Below are 19,393 nucleotides of genomic sequence, written 5' to 3'. Positions count from 1 at the left end.
TATCTTAAAAATGTTTTGACTCCATGAATCCACTTTAACTCAATTTTATATAAAATTGAATTACTTAGACTTATTTATATTGTATTAAATGGCTTAAAAACGTATGTACAAGTTACGTTTTAAGCCATAATAATTGAGTACGAATAGACGTAAGGATGACTTCAGGAAATTTACATAGAAACGATACTCTTAAACCAGTTTATTTTCTTGCAGCTAAGAATTTAGAAATTTGAGCTATATCGTAAATTTTTGTACCATTTCATTAAGCTTCTGTGAAAGTTCAGCTTGACTTTGTGATGATTTTGCAACATCAGTGATAGCGCAAGTTATTTGATTAACACTACCCAATATTTCTTCGCTACCTGTTGCGGATTCTTGAGCTATAGCAGATACATTTTGTATAGCACTACTTACTTGCATAACCACTTCATCCATTTGCTTTGATGATGATGCAAACTCTTTCATAAGATTATTAATAAATTCAGCATCTTTTTCATATTGAACACCTGTATTCATGAGAAGTTCATAATTAGGTTTTATATTATTAGACATGAATTCAAGTACATCTTGTCCGCTTTTAGAAAGGCTTCCAACCGCAATTTGAACTTGTGATACCATATTTTGAATATTAATAACTGCTTCAGATGACTGTTCTGCAAGCTTTTTAACTTCATCAGCAACTACTGCAAAACCTTTACCATGTTCTCCAGCTCTTGCAGCTTCTATAGCTGCATTTAATGCAAGCAGATTAGTTTGTGTTGCTATATCTCCAATGGAATCAGCCATCATTTTAACGTCTTCTACAATTTTCGAATCTTCGATAGCCTTTAAAATATTTGAACGATTTTCATTATAAATTAAATTGCTAGTTTCGATATTTTCAGATGCTTTAGATTTTATATCAATAGCACGTTTCTTTATTTCATTTACAGATACTGTTGCATCACTTGCATTTTTAGCAAGTATATTTGTAGTAGCACTTATTTCTTCTGTTGAAGCAGTTACTTCTTCAGTAGTAGCACTTAAATCTTGAACTCCTTTAGCGATTTGTTCTGTGGATTCATTTACTACTTCCATTTGAGATGAAATTTCTTCAGTAGTAGCAGAAAGTTCTTCGCTTGTAGCACTTATATCACTAGCACTGTTCATTATTTCAATTACTAAATTTTGTATATTTGATTTTGCACTATTTAATGCTCTTGAAAGATTGCCTAATTCATCATTTGAATCAACATCTATTGATTTAGTTAAATCGTTATTTCCAAGAGCTTCAGCAAATAATAAAACCTTTTTTACTTGTCTTGAAATCATAAGTGATATTAATAAACCTAGTGTAATGGCAATAATAAAACCTAAAATTATTATTAAAGTAGTAATATATGACGAGCTTTTATAAGTTGAGTTATTTGCTTTATAGGAATCATCAGCTTGATGAATATTATTTTCTATTAATTGGCTAGTGTTTGTAGCTATACTTTTTCTAGTTTCAGTAAGTTTTAGAAGATTAGTTTCGGCTTCATCATAATTATTTTCATTAGCAAATTTTATTATTGTAGTAGATCCAGAACTATATAATTTAACATCTTCTTTAAGTTTAGAAAAAGTCGTTTCTTCTGATTTTGAAAGTAATGATTTTTCATATGTATCGATTAATGCATTGGTTTCATTAACTAACTCATTAATTTCTTTTTCTATACTGTTGTTTTCTCCGTCTTTGTTTTGTTGATAGACAAGTTTTAATAAATTAGCACGAACGTCAGTAAGATTTTGTTTTATAGAAGTTAAATTATTTATAGAAGCTAAATTATAGTCATGCATAGTAATAGCATTAGTATTAATTTTATTCATATTATGTATTCCGATGAATCCAACAATCCCTATTAATATTGCAACTATGATAAAAGCTGATATTAGTTTTTGTGCTATTTTTAAATTTTTAAACCAGATCATAAATACACCCCTTATTTTTTTTTACTAACAGATTATTTATACTCCTTTCTTTACAAAGTTAAATATGAAATTTGTGCAAATATTTAATTTAAACTTGCAATATCATATTTTTTAAACAGAAACATAATTATTACTTATTGGAACATTATAAATATTTTGTCTTATTAAAATATCTATTAATGTATTTTTTACGCTAAAAAAATACATTTTTCATATATAATTGCCATATATATATGACTTTTTATTCAGAAAATAGAGTTATTTTCCTATTTTTTATACAATATTTACATATGTTGTGATATGTATTATAATAAAATAAGACAAAATATTTATAATGACTAGTTTTGTAAAGCTAAATATATTTCTAATTGTAGCTGTTTTATATAAAATGAATAAGAGAATAAAATAGATTAAGAGAACTTGATATAAGCTTTGTTAAGTTCTTTTTATTATATAATTTCAATGTAAATATTAGATAAAATTAATAATTACTATCAACTAATATAAGATAAAACTAAGATTTCAGTTGATTTAAAATAAAGTAAAGAACAGAAATGTGCAATTTAAAATTTTATATAAAAATAAAAAAGTATAACTTAAATTACTTATATTTTTAGTCTAATCAATAACAAATACAACGAATCAGCATAATATAATACTAGGCAATTACTGAAATCCATAATACTTTATAAAAAACATTTTTTACAAAGGAGAGAAGAACATGGATAACAAAAAAGATAGAAAAGATTATTTTGAGTGCGAAGAAGAGCGCGAAGGTAATTATAATAGTAGGAATAGGGAACGTGACTGCCTTGCTGAAGCTTTAGAAGAGGCTTTTAATGAAGGTTATAAGAAAGGTTATTGTAAAGGATATGAGGAAGGTTACGAAAAAGGATATCGTGAAGGATATTGTGATGGTGTAAGAGACGGACGTGAGAAGGCAAAACAAGAAATTTTAGAACTTATTAAGAGAAAAAGATGTTGTTGTAAACGCCGTAGATTCAGATGCTGTTAAATTAATAGAATGTATGTAAAAAATAAAATAATTAAAAAAATGAGGATTATAGAAATATAGTCCTCATTTTAAATTAACAATTAGAAAAAACAAAGAATAATCATTTATTTTGTAGCAAATAATAAAAAATACAAACATAAGTCAAGATTTATATAAATTGTGATATAATAAAAAAAGAAAAAATATTCTTATTGTATATGGAGGTAGAATAGAAAATGAATAAAGGGATATCATTAGATTTATCAAAAGTTGCACCTTATTTAGCTATAACTGAAATCGACTATATGGAGGATATGGTTAAAAGTGCTCATGATAAATTACACAATGGAACAGGGGCAGGAAATGACTTTTTAGGTTGGATTGACCTACCAGTGAATTACGATAAAGATGAATTTGCGAGAATAAAAAAATCAGCAGAAAAAATCAAATCAGATTCAGATGTTTTAATAGTTATCGGAATTGGTGGATCATATCTTGGTGCTAGAGCAGCAATTGAAATGTTAACAAATAATTTTCATAATGCATTAGACAGTGACAAGAGAAAGGCTCCTAAAATATTTTATGTAGGTAATAATATCAGTTCTACATATATGACTGAACTTTTACAAGCAATTGAAGGAAAAGATGTAAGTTTAAATATAATTTCAAAATCAGGTACTACTACAGAACCTGCAATAGCATTTAGAATTTTAAGAACTTATGTAGAAAAAAAATATGGAGTAGAAGAAGCTAGAAAAAGAATTTATGCAACAACTGATAAAGCTAAAGGTGCTTTAAAGACATTAGCTGATGCAGAAGGATATGAAAGTTTTGTAGTTCCAGATGATATCGGAGGAAGATTCTCAGTACTTACAGCAGTTGGATTATTACCAATAGCTGCAGCAGGAATTGATATAGATGAAATGATGAAGGGTGCTGCTGATGCAAGAGAAGTTTATTCAAACCCATCACTTAAAGAAAATCAAGCTTATCAATATGCAGCAGTTAGAAATGCATTATACAATAAGGGTAAAACAATTGAAGTATTAGTAAACTATGAACCATCACTTCACTACTTCAATGAATGGTGGAAGCAATTATATGGAGAATCAGAAGGAAAAGATAACAAGGGATTATTCCCAGCAGCAGTTGATTTCTCAACTGATCTTCACTCTATGGGACAATATGTTCAAGAAGGAAGAAGAGTACTTTTTGAAACAGTTATAAATGTAGAAAAAGCAAAATATGAAATCAATATAGAAGCAGCTGAAAATGATATGGATGGATTAAACTTCTTAGCTGGAAAAACTGTTGACTTTGTTAATAAGAAAGCATTCCAAGGAACTTTATTAGCTCATAATGATGGAGGAGTTCCTAACATGGTATTAAATGTACCAGAACTTTCACCATATTATTTTGGATATATGGTTTACTTCTTTGAAAAAGCTTGTGGAATAAGCGGATATCTTTTAGGTGTAAATCCATTTGATCAACCAGGAGTTGAAGCATATAAGAAGAACATGTTTGCTCTTTTAGGGAAACCAGGCTACGAAGAAATCAAAGCAGAACTTGAAAAGAGACTTTAATTTAAATATGAAGATTATAATTGATGGAGATGCCTGTCCGGGCATCTCTATTATTGAAAAATTAGCAAAGACTCATAAAGTGCCAGTGACAATTTATTGTGATATTCATCATTTTATTAAAAGTGATTATTCACAAGTGAAAATTGTCGATAGTGGTTTCCAAAGTGTAGATATGTATGTGATGAATGAAACTAAAGAAGGAGATATAATTGTATCTCAAGATTATGGTGTAGCTGCAATATGTTTGTCAAAAAAAGCAAAGGTTATAAATCCTAAAGGGTTTATTTATGATGAAGAAAATATTGATAGATTATTAGAAGAAAGACATCTCTCGCAAAAAATTAGAAGAGGTGGAGGGAAAACTTCAAATCCTAAAAAAAGAACTGAAGAAGATAATTTTCGATTAGAAAAAAATTTAATAAAACTCATTATGAGTTGATTTTTATTTAGAAGCTTAATCATATTAGAAGCTTCTTTTTTGTTGTATATTAAGAGATGGAGGAGTAATTTTATATAATAAGTAGAAATTTATATATTTTTAATACATAAATATGGATATAACACAAATTAATTACCAGAAAAGAAAAAATTGCATATTAATATTTTAGCATATATAAGTTCTAATTAAGAAAGTTCATAATTTATTTGGTTGTCTTATCCAATCACTCTAATATAGAAATTAAATCTTAATGAACAAAATTTTTTAGAACATATATCAAAATTTACGATAGAATAAAAGTTCTAATATTAGTGTCAACATAGATTTTAAGTATGAGTTTATAAAAAAAAGTATGATATAATTAAAATAAAAATTTAACTGAAGTTATTTACAAATTATGGTATAAATGTATAATATAATATTAAGAGCAGGTTTGAGTATAGTAGAGAAAGGGGAATGAATTACATGGAAGAGCTTCAGTTAAAATATGTTGAGATTGTTTTTGATAAGCCAACACCACAAAATATTGGAACAGAAATAAATATTTCAAGTAAAATAGATAGTCAAGTTGGAAATTTAGAATATAAATTTATCGTAGGCAGAGGTGGAGTCTGGAATACTATACAAGAATTTTCAGGAAAGAATGAGTGTGCATGGAAACCTAAAATAGAAGGAGAGTATATGGTCATGGTACAAGCTAGGGAAAAGTTCGGAAAAAAACCTTTAGATTATTTAGCGAAAGAGGATTATTCTATAGTTGATGGAAATGTAATAAATACTATGCATGAAGAAGTGTCTATTGAAAAAGCTGTAAATCAAGGAGAATTAAAAGTAGATTTTAGTGAGATAGTTGGTTGTGAGGAGAAAACTTTAGTGAAAATGAAAAAAGAGGATTATAATGAATGTAAAATAGATTTTAAAAACGCAATAACTAATTTAGAAGATAATGTTTTATTTCTTGAAGTAAAAGAACTGTCAAAGGAGGAAGAAGAAACTTTGGTTGGTAATGGAGAGGTTGAGGGGAAGAAAGTTAAATTTCTTGATGGAGTAGTATTAGGTGAAAATGATAATATATTACCTCAAAAAGAATCAGAAGATGGTCTTGAAATAGAAAGAAGTCTCATAAAGGATATAATAATTGATAAAACAGAAGTTGTAGTTGGAGAACAGTGTTTTATAGAAGTACTACCTAAGAATGAAAATGGATGTTTATATAGATTTTATATTAAAAGTTATCAAGATTGGGATATAGTTAGAGATTATGATGCAAGTAATATTTTAAAATATACAGCAACTCAAGCAGGAGAAAAAGAATTTTTGATTCAGTGCAAAAAAATGGAATCTACTGAAAGTTTTGAGGATTATAGAACTATAAAAGTAATGGTGAAAAATATTAGAAAAATAGAAATAACAAACTTTAAATGTTTGAGCAAATCATTAATTGTTGGTCAAAAGCTTGAATTTGAAGTGGAAACTAATATTAGACAGGAGCAACAAGAAAAAGATCAGATCATACTATTATACAAGTTTTATAAAATTTACAAGGATGGAAAATCTATTTGCATACAGGATTACTCTACCCAAAATCATGTATATTACAAAGAAATGGAAGCAGGAAGCTATAGAATTCTGTGCCTTGTAAAGAATATATTTTCTAACAAAGAATATGATGATAGGGCTGTTTTAATGTATAATGTAAAGCCTTATAAGAATATTAAAATTAATAGTTTTGTAGCTAGTTTAAATTCTCCTCAAACAACTGAAACAGAGTTGAAATTTACTTCAGAAGTAGAAGGTGGAAATAGTTTATTATATAGATATAAGGTTAATGGTCCTATTGAAGTGGACACGGGTTTTATAAGTGAAGATCAATTTATATGGAATCCCATGGATGCAGGGGAATATGAAATTATATTATATGTTAAAGATATTAACTACATTGGAGAATATGAAGCTACTAAAAAAATTGCATTTACAATTGAAAAAAAGGGAAGCAGACCAGTAAAGATTTTGGATATTGTAATTGATAAAGAAAAGAAAATTATAATTGGAGAGTCGGTTAACATAATGGTTAAAGGAGAAGGTGGCACAAGGCTTGAATATGCATTTATAATTAAGAAGAATAATAGGAATTTAGAAAAAATAGAATATAAAAAATCTAATTGGATTAGTTATATTCCGAAGGATGTTGGAGAATACCAAATAGAAATAATGGTTAGGGATAGATATTCCGATAAACCTTATGATACCAATGCAACTGTATATTTAAAAGCTATGGAATATTTACCAGGAGAAATAGATTATATTATATTACCTTATAAAGAAACTTATTTGATTGGAGATACTATAGAATTTGAATGTATTATCCAAAATACACAGAGTGTTTTAGTTAAATATGAAACTAAAATTAATGGACATCTTGTAGAAGAAACTGACTTTTCGAAAAATAAAAAATTAAGATTTATTCCTAAAATTGCAGGTAAATATACAATAGATGTATATGTAAAAAATATAAAATGCAAGGATGAATATGATTCGAAGAAGCAAATAAATATTAATATAAGTGAAGCCTCACCAGTAATAGAAACTAAAATAATAACTAATAAATTAGAAGGCAATATAAATGAAGAATTTACCTTTGAAGCTATAAGTAGGGGAGGAAAGGATGTTTGCTATGAATTTTATTTAATGGAGAATAATGAATGGAAGAAGGTACAAGAATATAGTAGAAAGCATCACTATAGCTTTATACCGTTTGCTTCAGGAAAATATAAAATTTTAGCATTAACAAAGAGTTATTATAAAAAAGTTAGCTATGAAGATTATGATCAAATAGTATTTTTCGTTAAAGGTTAAAAAAAATAGTTCGATAATAACTTTAGATAAAATTAGGAGGAAAGGTATTTAAAGATGGCAATAGATAGCTTAAATCAAATTTCAAATGAACAACTACTAGCGATGAATATGTTATCAAATGGACAAGTAACCAATGACTCTAGTTCAAATAGTAGTACTAATGATGAAACAAACTTAGCATTTCAATTAGTAATGAAAAATTTAACAGAAAAAAATTCTAATAAAAATACTGTTACGGAAATAAATAAGAAAGCACAAGAAGCAAACAATAATGATAATAAAGCGTCTGAAACTGATGTGGCAAGTAATAGTGCAGATTTAAATGCTGCAAGTAAGGGTGTTGCTGCTAGAGCAATACAAAAATATGCAGCAGGACAAAGGTTAGAAGATATTCCGTTAATTTTAAACAATAGGTATTCTAACGTTGGTAAAAGTTCAGGATCCATATTAGCTAATAGAAGTGATGTTGATATAAAAAAAATATATAGTGCAGTAAGCACTGCAGCTAATAATTATGGAGTAGATTCTAATTTAATATTAGCCATAATTAAGCAAGAATCTGATTTTGATCCTTATTCAACATCTGGTGTTGGAGCGGCAGGACTAATGCAAATTATGCCAGAAAATTTTAACCATTTAGGAATTACAGATGCGTATGATGTAGATCAAAATATTAATGGTGGAACTAAACTGCTTAAGGAGTATTTGGATCAATATGATGGAAATACAGAATTAGCACTCATGGCGTATAATGGTGGTCCAGGTACTATGCAAAAAAGAGGTGTTTCATCAGCTGCTGATTTATATAAAATGCCACAAGAAACTCGAAATTATGTCCCAAAAGTAATGGGGTATTATGGTAGTGGAGTCTAGAATGCTTTGCATTCTAGACTTTTTTCAATACTATGATAAAATAAGTCAAGATAGGAAAAAATAAATTAGTTAGCTGTAGAATAGAAAAGATTGGAGTGATGAAGTTGGAAAGATTGGATAAAATAATTTCTAATTTAGGATATGGAAGTAGAAAAGATGTGAAATCTTTTGTTAAAAAAGGACTTATAGAAGTTGATGGAGTTATAGTAAAAGATAATGGAATGAGTGTTGATCCGGAAAAATCAGTTATAAAAGTTAATGGGGAAGAAATATTATATCGTAAGTATGTATATTTAATGATGAATAAACCAGAGGGTGTTATATCTGCAACTCAAGATAATAAAGATGAAACTGTAATTGATTTGTTAGAATTGGATCATCAAGTATTTGAACCATTTCCAATAGGACGTTTAGATAAGGATACTGTTGGTCTATTACTATTAACTAATGATGGTGAGCTTAATCACAGATTGATAGCACCTAAATGGCATGTTGATAAAGTTTATTATGCTCAAATTGATAAGAAGGTTGATGAAAAAGATATAATAGCTTTTAAAAATGGAATTACATTAGATGACGGGTATAAATGTTTAGAAGCAAAACTTGAAATATTAACTAGCAGTGATGAAGGAGCAGAAATTAGACTTACGATACAAGAAGGAAAATTTCATCAAGTAAAAAGAATGTTTGAAGCTGTTGGGAAAAAAGTAATATATCTAAAAAGAGAAGAATTTGGAGGTCTTGTATTAGATCCAGAATTACAAGAAGGCGAATATAGAGAATTAACAGATGAAGAATTAGCCCTTTTAAAGAGTTATTAACGAATATTAAATTATTTTGCAATAAAATAATTCATTTATTCTAAAAATATTCATAAATTTTATTAAATGACTTGCATTATTAATAATAATACCCTATAATATTGTTGCAAGGATAAATAAAAGGAATATATAGCCCCCTTTTTATTTATTGCTTATTGCTTATTGCTAAAGCGCAACCTAGCCCCAAGGGTTGCGTTTTTTTGTGTAAAAAAATGAAAAAGTTTACTACAGAAATGAATACGATATCATAATGAAATCTAATAAAAAATCATATGTAGATAATAAAATTATAAAATTTATATAAACTGAATGAAAAAAATCATAAATTATAATTAGTGATTTTTTTCATTCAGTTTTTGCTATTATGTTGATAATACAAAATTTATATTCCTTAATTATTTAAATATTATTACATATGGTATAATATTTAAAGGTTAGGAAAGGAGGAATAGGTAAATGGATTTAAAAACATTACTTAATAAAGAACAATATGAGGGAGCAACTACAATTGATGGGCAGGTACTGATTTTGGCTGGAGCAGGTTCAGGCAAGACAAGAGTGTTGACTCATAGAATGGCTCATATGATTGAAGAACTTGGAATTGCTCCTTATAGTATATTGGCAATAACATTTACGAATAAGGCCGCAAAGGAAATGAAGGATAGAGTTAAAGCACTTATTGGTGAAAGAGCTGATAACATGTGGATATCCACTTTCCATTCAACTTGTGTTAGGATTTTAAGAAGAGAAATAGATAAGATAGGTTATAAAAGCAGCTTTACTATATATGATAGTTCAGACCAAAAGATATTAGTTAAGGAGTGTATGAAAACTCTCAATATTAATGACAAGGATATAACTGAACAGGAGATTATGGGGAAGATAGGAAAAGCTAAAGATAAAATGCAGGGAACTAGAAGCTATATGTTAGAAAATGAATCTAACTTTAGAGAAAAAAAAATTGCAGATGTTTATGAAATGTATCAAAAAAGATTGAAAGAAAATAATGCATTAGATTTTGACGATTTGATCTTTAAAACAGTTGAACTTTTTAAGAGTAATCCTGAAGTATTAGAATTTTATCAAAATAAGTTTAAGTATATTATGGTTGATGAGTATCAGGATACTAATGGTGCTCAATATGAATTGGTAAAATTATTGGCAGCTAAATATAAGAATATATGTGTTGTAGGGGATGACGACCAATGTATTTACCAGTGGAGAGGTGCAGATATTACCAATATTTTAGATTTTGAAAAAGATTATCCAAGTGCAAAAGTAATTAAATTAGAACAAAATTATAGATCTAAAGGAAACATATTAAATGCAGCTAACGTTGTAATTGTTAATAATGCAAATAGAAAAAGTAAAGTATTAAGAACAGAGCAAGAACCGGGTAGCAAGATTAAGATATACAGAGCATATGCGGATAGTGATGAAGGAGATTTCGTTGGAAAACAAATTCTAGATATAAAAACTAAAGAAGATAAGAAATATAATGATTTTGCTATTTTATATAGAACAAATGCGCAATCAAGAATTTTTGAAGAAAGTTTGAGAAGAAAAGGAATTCCATATAAAATAGTAGGTGGTACAAGGTTCTATGATAGAAAAGAAATAAAAGATATGTTAGCATATTTAAAAGTGCTTGTTAATCCGCAAGATGATATCAGTATAAAAAGAATTATCAATGTTCCTAAAAGAAGCATTGGAGATGCAACAGTCTCTAAAGTGCAAGATTTTGCTGCTGATTTTGAATTGAATATGTGGGATGCGCTATCAGAAGTTAAAAGTATACCAACATTAACATCAAGAAATGTGTCAACTATAGAGCCCTTTGTTGCCTTAATAGAAAACTTAATGACATTAAGTGAAACTGTACCAGTATCTGTGTTAATTGAATCTATATTGAAAGACACAGGATATCTTAAGCAATTACAAGAGTCTAATGAAATTGAAGACAAGAGTAGAATTGAGAATTTAAAAGAATTAGTATCTGACGCTGTAGATTTTGAAAAAAATAGCGAGGATAAATCTTTATCTGCATATTTAGAAAAGGTATCTTTAGTTCAAGATACTGATAAAATTGAAGAAGAGGATGATGCTATAGTATTAATGACAATTCATAGTGCTAAGGGGTTAGAGTTCCCAATAGTATTTATGGTTGGTATGGAAAATGGAATTTTCCCAGGGATGGCATCCTTTGAAAAAGATTCTGAGATGGAAGAGTCAAGAAGATTGTGTTACGTTGGAATAACCAGAGCAAAAGAAACGCTATTTATGACTTCAGCTGAGGTTAGAAGAGTATTTGGTAAAACTGTAGCATATTCTCAATCTGATTTTATTAACGAAATAAAGTCAGAGCTTAAGGAATATGTTGGTGTAGAAAAGGCAAATATTAAAAGTAGAGATAGAGTGATTCAGAGTAATTCTTATACTAATCCACATAGTTTAAGAAATAGCATTATTGCTAATAAAGCATATACTCTGAATAATGGTGGAATTAATAATATAATTGAAAAAAGTTCTATGACAGCAACTGCAGCAGAATTTATAACAGCCAGTGAAGCTACTCTTGGCAGAAAAGTTGTACATGATAAGTTTGGAGTAGGAACAATTGTGGCGGTTCAAGATTCAGGAAATGATAAAAAGCTAACTGTTGCTTTTGATAAGCAAGGTATTAAATCATTGTTATTATCATTTGCAAAACTAAAAATGATCTAATAAATTTAATACTGATTTGCAAATCAGAAGTAACTATAATATTTTGAAAATCTTACGGTAATAAATAAAAAAGCATTGGTTTAAAAATATATAGTAGTTTAGAAATCTTCATTTTAGATTTCAACTGATTAATTTGGAGGTAGTTGTGGATAAAGTTGAAAGAATAAAGGAACTTGTGGAAAAATTAAATAGATATTCATATGAATATTATTCTTTAGATAATCCTTCTGTAAGTGATAAGGATTATGATGAAAAATATTATGAACTTCAAGAGCTAGAAAGAGAAACTGGATATATACTTCCTTATTCACCCACGCTAAGGGTTGGAGATGTAGTTTTAGATGGATTTACAAAGTATACCCATAAAGCAAGGCTTTGGAGTTTAGATAAGGCTCAAAGTTTACAGGAGATTAAGGATTGGCATAATAGGAATATTAAGTTTATTGAAGAGGCAAGAAATAAAGGTGAAGACTTACCAGATTTAAGATATGTACTTACAAAGAAATTCGATGGACTGACAATTAATTTGACATATAATAATGAAGGTATACTTGAAATTGGAGCAACTAGAGGAACAGGAAGTATTGGAGAAGATGTAACAGCACAAGTGAAAACAATAAAATCAATTCCACTTAAAATTACTAACCAGGATGTGTTAGAAGTTCATGGAGAAGCTGTAATGACTCAAGAAGCTTTTAAGAAATATAATGAGACTTCAGAAACCCCATTGAAGAATTTAAGAAATGGTGCAGCTGGAGCACTCCGAAATCTTAATGTGAAAGAAACTGCGAAAAGAAACCTTTCAGCATTTTTTTATGATGTAGGGTATAAAGAAGGAACCCAGTTTAAGACTTATTTAGAAATGATGAAATTTATAAAAGAACAAGGACTCCCTGTTGATAATTATCTTGAAGTATGTACATCTATAGATGAAATTGAAAGAGAAATAGAAAAAATAGAAGATATTAGATTTGGTTTAGATTATGATATAGATGGTTTAGTAATTGCAATTGATAATATTAGAATAAGAGAATTAATGGGATACACTGTTAAATTTCCTAAATGGGCAATTGCATATAAATTTGAAGCACAGGAAGCAATAACTAAACTTATAGATGTTGAATGGAATGTTGGAAGAAGTGGAAGAGTTGGACCAACAGCTATATTAGAGCCAGTAGAACTTGCAGGAGTTACAGTTAAAAGAGCAACTTTAAATAACATGGATGATATTGCAAGAAAAGGCGTTAGAATTGGTGCACAAGTATTTGTGCGTAGAAGTAATGATGTTATTCCTGAGATAATGGGAATTGTACCAGAATCATTAGAGGAATCAGAGGAAATTAAAGTACCAGACGTATGTCCTGCATGTGGAAGCCATTTGATTTTAAATGGAGCACATTATTTCTGCGAAAATACTTTATCATGTAAACCGCAATTGGTTAAAAGTATAGTTCACTATGCTTGCAGGGAAGCGATGAATATAGAAGGTTTTTCAGAAAAAACAGCGGAACAATTATTTGAAAAGCTTAATATCAAATCTATTTCTGATTTATATAAGTTAAAAGAAGAAGAATTAATAGATTTAGAAAAATTCGGACCTAAAAAAGCACAAAATCTTTTGGATGCTATTGAAAAAAGTAAAGAATGTGAATTGTATTCATTTATATACGCTTTAGGTATTCCTAATGTAGGGGTAAAGACTGCGAAGGATTTAGTTAATAGGTTTAAATCTATAGAAGGATTGAAGAATGCCACTTTTGAAGAATTAGTAAGCGTTCAAGATGTTGGAGATATAGTTGCAAAAGATGTTATGGAATTTTTTAGTGAAGAGAAATTAATGGAAACAATACAAGAATTATTAGATTTAGGTGTTAATCCTAAATTTAATGAAAAAGAAGTTGTGGAAAACCATTTTGAAGGAAAAACTGTTGTGGCAACCGGCTCGCTTAAAAATTATTCTAGAACTGAAATAAAAGATAAACTAGAAGGTTTAGGTGCTAAAGTTGCTGGTAGTGTTAGTAAGAAAACAGACTATGTAATAGCAGGAGAAGCTGCTGGCTCAAAATTAACTAAAGCGCAAGAATTAGGAGTTAAAGTTATTTCTGAGGAAGAATTTGAGGAAATATTAAGGAGGTAAAGTATGAAAAGGTTAGTGAATTTGCTTGGATTTATAGCAGCTTTTATAACAAGCATTTTAATAATTTGTACTTTTACAACAACATATCAATTTTATTATGTTGGTCAAATTTTTAATTCATACTTGCCAATGCAACTTGGAGTTTGTGTTACTATGACAATTTTAGGTGTTAGATTTCTTCTTAATGAAACTGGGAAAAAGAGAATATTATATGCTACACTTAGTTTTGTAATAGCAATCTCTTTGATTTTCTTTATGTTGAATTTTGTTAAATAATAGTAGTTTATAATATTCTTTGATAGTAATTGGAGAAATTATTAGCTTAGAAATAAAATAAATATACTCACTTATTTGTTAAAATAATATGTAATTCATATGCTGACTTCAAAATGATTTTATTTGGAGTCAGCTTTTTGATTAGAAGAAATAGTTTTGGCAATAATACAATGTATAAATGAAAGTAAAGGGTGTAAGCTATGAAAAAATATTTTTTTTATGTAATCATTCTATTATATATAATTGTATTTTGCTTAGGATTTATAAATAAAGAAAGTGACAATATGACTAGTAACAATTTAGATGAAACATTAAGTTATGGCATAGATCAAATTCCAGAAGATTTAGAAAAGGTGACTAATTTATCTAAGCGTCATGAGGATATTATATGTGCTGTGAGTAAAGGATTAGTTTCAGAGGATCAAGATAATAAAATAATACCTTCTTTAGCAAGTGAAGTTATAAAAGACTCAGAGGGTATTCAGTATGAGTTTAAAATTAGAGATGATATTTTTTGGAGTGATGGCAGCAAAATAACTACTGAGGATATAGTTGTATTTTTTAAAGAACTATTAAAAGAAGAAGATGAACAAAACATACAAGCATTACTGCAAGTTTATGGAGCAAAGAAATTCAAAGAAGGAAAAGTAGTATTTGAAAATGGAGTTGCTATAAAGGGAACTGATAATTCTGTTATTATCAGGTTAAATAAAAAAGAAGATAACTTTTTAAGTGAATTAACTAAACCTCAATATAGATTAAGAAAATATTTAATAATGTGGAGAAATATAAGGGAGAATTACGATACCTTAGTTTATTCTGGAGATTATAAAATTAATTCTATTAATAAAAATAAGATTACATTGAAAAGAAGTGTAATAAGCAATGATGTAAATATATCTAATATTAATATAGTAAATGATGATAGTGTTGAAGTGTCCATGGCATCATACGAGGTTTCAGAAAGAGATCTTGTGATAAATCCACCTGAAAGTGAACTTAATAAGCTGGCTGAAGGAAAAAAGTTAATAACAATTCCAGAGTCGAAAGGAACATATTTATTTATCAATAGTAAGGAAAATTCTATTCCAATTCAAGGTAGAAGAGAGATTTATAACAATATATGTAAAGCTATTGAAGCTTATAAAAATTTGAATAATAATGAATTTGATCTTGCTGAGGGAAGTTTCTTTAGGGAAGATAAAAAAGACTTAACCAAATTACAAGCTAGAAAAGTTTTTAGTAATAAGGAAGGAAGTTGGAATAAGCCTGAAGTGTTGACTTTATTGTGTAAGGATAATAATGAAAATAAAATTTTGTGTAGAAATATTCAGGAATGGTTTAGAGAGAATACAAACATAACTGTAAAATACAGCCTAGTAAAAGAAGAATTTGAAGATGAAGAATTGAAAAATAGATATGATATGATTTTGATTAATAATGAGGCAAATATAAATAATAAACAAAGTTTCTATTCAAATTTTCAGGAATATTTGACGGAGGGACAGAAAAGTATTTTAGAAAAGATAAAAACTAATGAAAAAAAGTATGATTATTCAAGTTTAGAAGAAAGTTTATTTGATAATTACAATATTGTTCCATTAGTATTTTATAATGAAAATATAGCTATTTCTAATAAAATATCCGAACTAAAATTAGATGGAAATGGGAACGTAGATTTTGCCACACTTAAATAAATAATAAAAAGAATTTTATAGATACCCATAAGTATAGTTTTCTTTGGGTATCTATAAATTTAAGCTTTTTTAGCATTATGACGATTTTTAGTTTTATTTTTTTTATATTTCTTATTTTTTAATGAAGAGTTTATTTTAGGAAAATTATTTTTATTTGATAAAAGATTATTAGAAGGATTTTTAAGTATAATTTTATTTTTTTCAGATTCTTCTAAGGAATTAGAATTTTTAATAATTGAAGAATTTAAAGCAATGGTTGAATTAATAATTTCAGAAGAATTTTGTGTAGATGAATCATTGTTAGTAATGTTAGAAGTAGTGTTATCAATTTCTGAATCAACGTTTCTTACGCTTATTGGAATTTCAAAATTAGAATAAGATCTAAATTCCATAAAGTCTTTAACTACATCTTTAAGGAGGTAAATAATTAAAAAGAAATTAAGCATATTTTTATTACTATCGAAGGAATTTTTATTGATGCTTAAGGAATCTTTTTTCTTTGAATAATTCAAACTTTTAACAAATATAGGGGCTAATCCTGTACTTTTTGGAGTAGGACATATAGGCATTCTAAAATAGGTTTCATCTAACATATCATCAGAGCGCAAACTTAATTTTTTATACCTTTCAACTTCATCTAAAGTAGGTGCTTCAGGCCAGCTAGTTAAAAGACCACCATTTATAAAGAATTTTCTATAAATACCAGAAATAAGAGGCTTTAATTCCATATTGTTGTCTTCTTCAAGAGAGCTGATAATTAACGCAAGAAGATAAAAATTAATCTCTAGACATGAATATTTACTTTCTTTTTTATCATTTAATTTAATAAACATATTTTTATCAGAATCATATAGGTTAGTTAATTTTTCTATTATTTCTTTAGCCATTTCTTTAAAAGAAATAATTTCTGTATGTTTATAAGCTTCCATTAAACAAATATAAAATAGTGAACAATCATCAATTGAATCTAAATAGTAATCTTTTTCTTGAAACTTAGTAATTAAAAAATCACCTAAATCTAAAATGAGTTTCTTTGCATCTTTGTTATCAGAGTATTTATAGAATACATTTAGTGCGAGAAATATTTGAGTGATTTCTCCAAAGGATAAATCATATAAGGCTGATTTATAATCTCTTAACATATCCAAAATCTCATATGAAAAATTAATATAATCATTACTAATTTCATCATCGCTATTATAATATGAATACATTAAATAAGCAGCCATCATAAAAGCTTGATCAGAAAATTTAAAGTTGCTGTCCTTTTCCATTAAAGAAAAGCCTTTAGAATTACCATCAGAAATATTTTTTTTATCAATGAATAAACCTTCATTATTTCTTAAATTTTCAGAATAAAATTGTAATTGCTCTTTTGCAAGATATTTAAATGGTTTTTCAAGAGATAATACATTTCTGTTTCCTTCCTCATAATGAGAATAATATTCGCCTAGTTCAAGCAAACACAAAGTCATAAGCGCATTTGTAGAAGGGTTTATTTCCTTTTTAAAGCTTGATTCATCAAATCCATGACTGGTTTTGTTATGGATAAACATAGGTGATGCTTTCCTATATAAGCATAATAGTGGAGAAAAATTATTTAATATGCTAATATCATTTATAGAAGATTTTTTTGGTACTCTAACTTGTGCCAGAAGACCACATTTAGAGCTTAATACTAAAGTTTTTATTGATTCTTTTGCTAAATGAAAAAGTTGACCACTAATCTCTTTTTGGGAAAGGCTATTCATCCTAAAAAATGGTCCTATATATCTCAAAATATACACCTCTCATAAAATTCTCATCTTATTCATTAATATGAAGTTAATAAATGAAAAGTGCATAAAATATAAATAAAAGGAGATTTTTTATAAATGAAGGAAGGAAAATTAGATTTTGATGATTTGAAAAATATTATATTAAATAATAAAACTATAAAAAGAAATGAAGTAAAAGTTAGAAATGATGTTGGAGAAGATTGTTCTATAATTGATTTTGGAGATTGTGAAGGAATATTTTCTACAGATCCAATAACAGGCGCAAATCAGAATGTTGGAAAACTAGCAGTACATGTTAATTGTAATGATATTGCATCCTCAGGTGGAGAACCTATAGGGATTTTAATTACAATATTGGCACCTACATCTTCAAGTATAGAAGAAATAAATACAATTATGCATGAAATTGATGAAGAAGCAGCAAAAATTGGGGTTGAAATAATAGGCGGACATACAGAAGTCACAAGTGCAGTGAATAGGATGGTTATATCTGTTACTGTAATAGGAAAAAATAAAAAAGGCAAATCTATAAAGACGGCAGGAGCGCAATTAGGTGATGACATAATTGTAACGAAAGCCATGGGTTTGGAAGGTACTCATATTTTGATAAATGATTATGAAGAAAGACTTAAAAATGTATTATCAAAAGAAGAAATAGACTTTGGTAAAAGCTTGATAGATAAAATAAGTGTTTTAGAAGAGGGAAAAATAGGCGGAGAATTTGGTGTTAATTCAATGCATGACATAACAGAAGGCGGACTCTTAGGAGGCCTATTTGAGGTTGCTATGGCATCAGATAAAGGGTTTAAAATATTTAAAGATAAGATACCTATATTTGATATAACTAAAAAAGTTTGTGAGGAATTTCAAATAGATCCTCTTAGACTTATATCATCTGGAAGTATGCTTATTATTACTAAAAACGGAGAAGAATTAATTAAAAAACTTAATTATAAAGGAATTGATGGTAGCATAATAGGAACAATATGTGAAAAAGATGGAATCTTAGTTGAGGATAATAAGGAAATTAAGGTTAAACCACCTAAAAGAGATGAATTATTTAATATAAAATAAGATAGTACTTAAAATAATATATATGCTCGATAAATAAACTACATATGTTTATTTAATATACTAGGTTGTTGAGTAAACAAAATTTGTAAAAAATAAATAAGCCATTCCTTTGTGGTATAATAATTTCGCTAAAAATCCAAATACATCACATAAGGAATGACTTAAATATGATTATATCACCAAAGATT

At 27.8% G+C, this 19,393-nt stretch carries 13 protein-coding genes; 11 read left to right on the top strand and 2 right to left on the bottom strand.

What is annotated here, in order from left to right; translation table 11 throughout:
• Window positions 1-234: 234 nt before the first annotated feature.
• Window positions 235-1,950, bottom strand: a complete 1,716-nt coding sequence (locus CLPUN_RS10835) for a methyl-accepting chemotaxis protein (RefSeq protein ID WP_077847297.1) — start codon at window positions 1,948-1,950, stop codon at window positions 235-237.
• Between the two features lie 721 nt (window positions 1,951-2,671).
• On the opposite strand from CLPUN_RS10835, the gene CLPUN_RS10830 reads away from it, so the two are divergent.
• The 10 genes from CLPUN_RS10830 to CLPUN_RS10785 all read left to right on the top strand — a co-directional run bounded on the left by CLPUN_RS10830 (window position 2,672) and on the right by CLPUN_RS10785 (window position 16,353).
• Window positions 2,672-2,965 carry a FliH/SctL family protein gene (locus CLPUN_RS10830; protein WP_077847296.1) on the top strand — a complete coding sequence of 98 codons (294 nt, stop codon included), beginning with the start codon at window positions 2,672-2,674 and terminating at the stop codon, window positions 2,963-2,965.
• A gap of 215 nt (window positions 2,966-3,180) precedes the next feature.
• Complete coding sequence (locus tag CLPUN_RS10825) at window positions 3,181-4,530, top strand: glucose-6-phosphate isomerase (protein WP_077847295.1); 1,350 nt, start codon at window positions 3,181-3,183, stop codon at window positions 4,528-4,530.
• Window positions 4,531-4,537: 7 nt separating this feature from the next.
• Window positions 4,538-4,969 (top strand): YaiI/YqxD family protein, encoded by a 432-nt coding sequence (locus tag CLPUN_RS10820; protein WP_077847294.1) that lies wholly within the window; start codon window positions 4,538-4,540, stop codon window positions 4,967-4,969.
• Window positions 4,970-5,434: 465 nt separating this feature from the next.
• Window positions 5,435-7,825 carry a triple tyrosine motif-containing protein gene (locus CLPUN_RS10815; protein WP_077847293.1) on the top strand — a complete coding sequence of 797 codons (2,391 nt, stop codon included), beginning with the start codon at window positions 5,435-5,437 and terminating at the stop codon, window positions 7,823-7,825.
• A gap of 54 nt (window positions 7,826-7,879) precedes the next feature.
• The gene (locus CLPUN_RS10810; RefSeq protein ID WP_077847292.1) at window positions 7,880-8,698 is read left to right on the top strand and encodes a lytic transglycosylase domain-containing protein; all 819 of its coding nucleotides are present in this window, start codon (window positions 7,880-7,882) and stop codon (window positions 8,696-8,698) included.
• A gap of 104 nt (window positions 8,699-8,802) precedes the next feature.
• A complete protein-coding gene (locus tag CLPUN_RS10805; protein ID WP_077847291.1) occupies window positions 8,803-9,519 on the top strand; it encodes a pseudouridine synthase in 717 nt (238 codons plus the stop codon).
• A 456-nt stretch (window positions 9,520-9,975) separates the two neighbouring features.
• Window positions 9,976-12,243 (top strand): DNA helicase PcrA, encoded by a 2,268-nt coding sequence (gene pcrA / locus CLPUN_RS10800; protein ID WP_077847290.1) that lies wholly within the window; start codon window positions 9,976-9,978, stop codon window positions 12,241-12,243.
• Between the two features lie 145 nt (window positions 12,244-12,388).
• Entirely contained in the window at window positions 12,389-14,380 is a 1,992-nt protein-coding gene (ligA, locus tag CLPUN_RS10795) for an NAD-dependent DNA ligase LigA (RefSeq protein WP_077847289.1), read from the top strand.
• Window positions 14,381-14,383: 3 nt separating this feature from the next.
• Complete coding sequence (locus CLPUN_RS10790) at window positions 14,384-14,656, top strand: hypothetical protein (protein WP_077847288.1); 273 nt, start codon at window positions 14,384-14,386, stop codon at window positions 14,654-14,656.
• Between the two features lie 200 nt (window positions 14,657-14,856).
• On the top strand, window positions 14,857-16,353 hold the full coding sequence (locus CLPUN_RS10785; RefSeq protein WP_077847287.1) for an ABC transporter substrate-binding protein: 1,497 nt from the start codon (window positions 14,857-14,859) through the stop codon (window positions 16,351-16,353).
• Between the two features lie 59 nt (window positions 16,354-16,412).
• Here the strand turns inward: CLPUN_RS10785 and CLPUN_RS10780 are convergent, their stop codons facing one another.
• A complete protein-coding gene (locus CLPUN_RS10780) occupies window positions 16,413-18,131 on the bottom strand; it encodes a hypothetical protein (protein WP_077847286.1) in 1,719 nt (572 codons plus the stop codon).
• Between the two features lie 96 nt (window positions 18,132-18,227).
• On the opposite strand from CLPUN_RS10780, the gene CLPUN_RS10775 reads away from it, so the two are divergent.
• Window positions 18,228-19,205: an AIR synthase family protein gene (locus CLPUN_RS10775; protein WP_077847285.1), complete on the top strand. Its 978-nt coding sequence runs from the start codon at window positions 18,228-18,230 to the stop codon at window positions 19,203-19,205.
• The last annotated feature ends 188 nt before the right edge of the window (window positions 19,206-19,393 follow it).

The sequence above is a fragment of the Clostridium puniceum genome, from assembly GCF_002006345.1.
In the GTDB taxonomy this organism is placed as follows: Bacteria; Bacillota; Clostridia; order Clostridiales; family Clostridiaceae; genus Clostridium; species Clostridium puniceum.
Note: the sequence above shows the minus strand (reverse complement) of the source record. Positions and strands in the feature narration are given on the sequence as shown.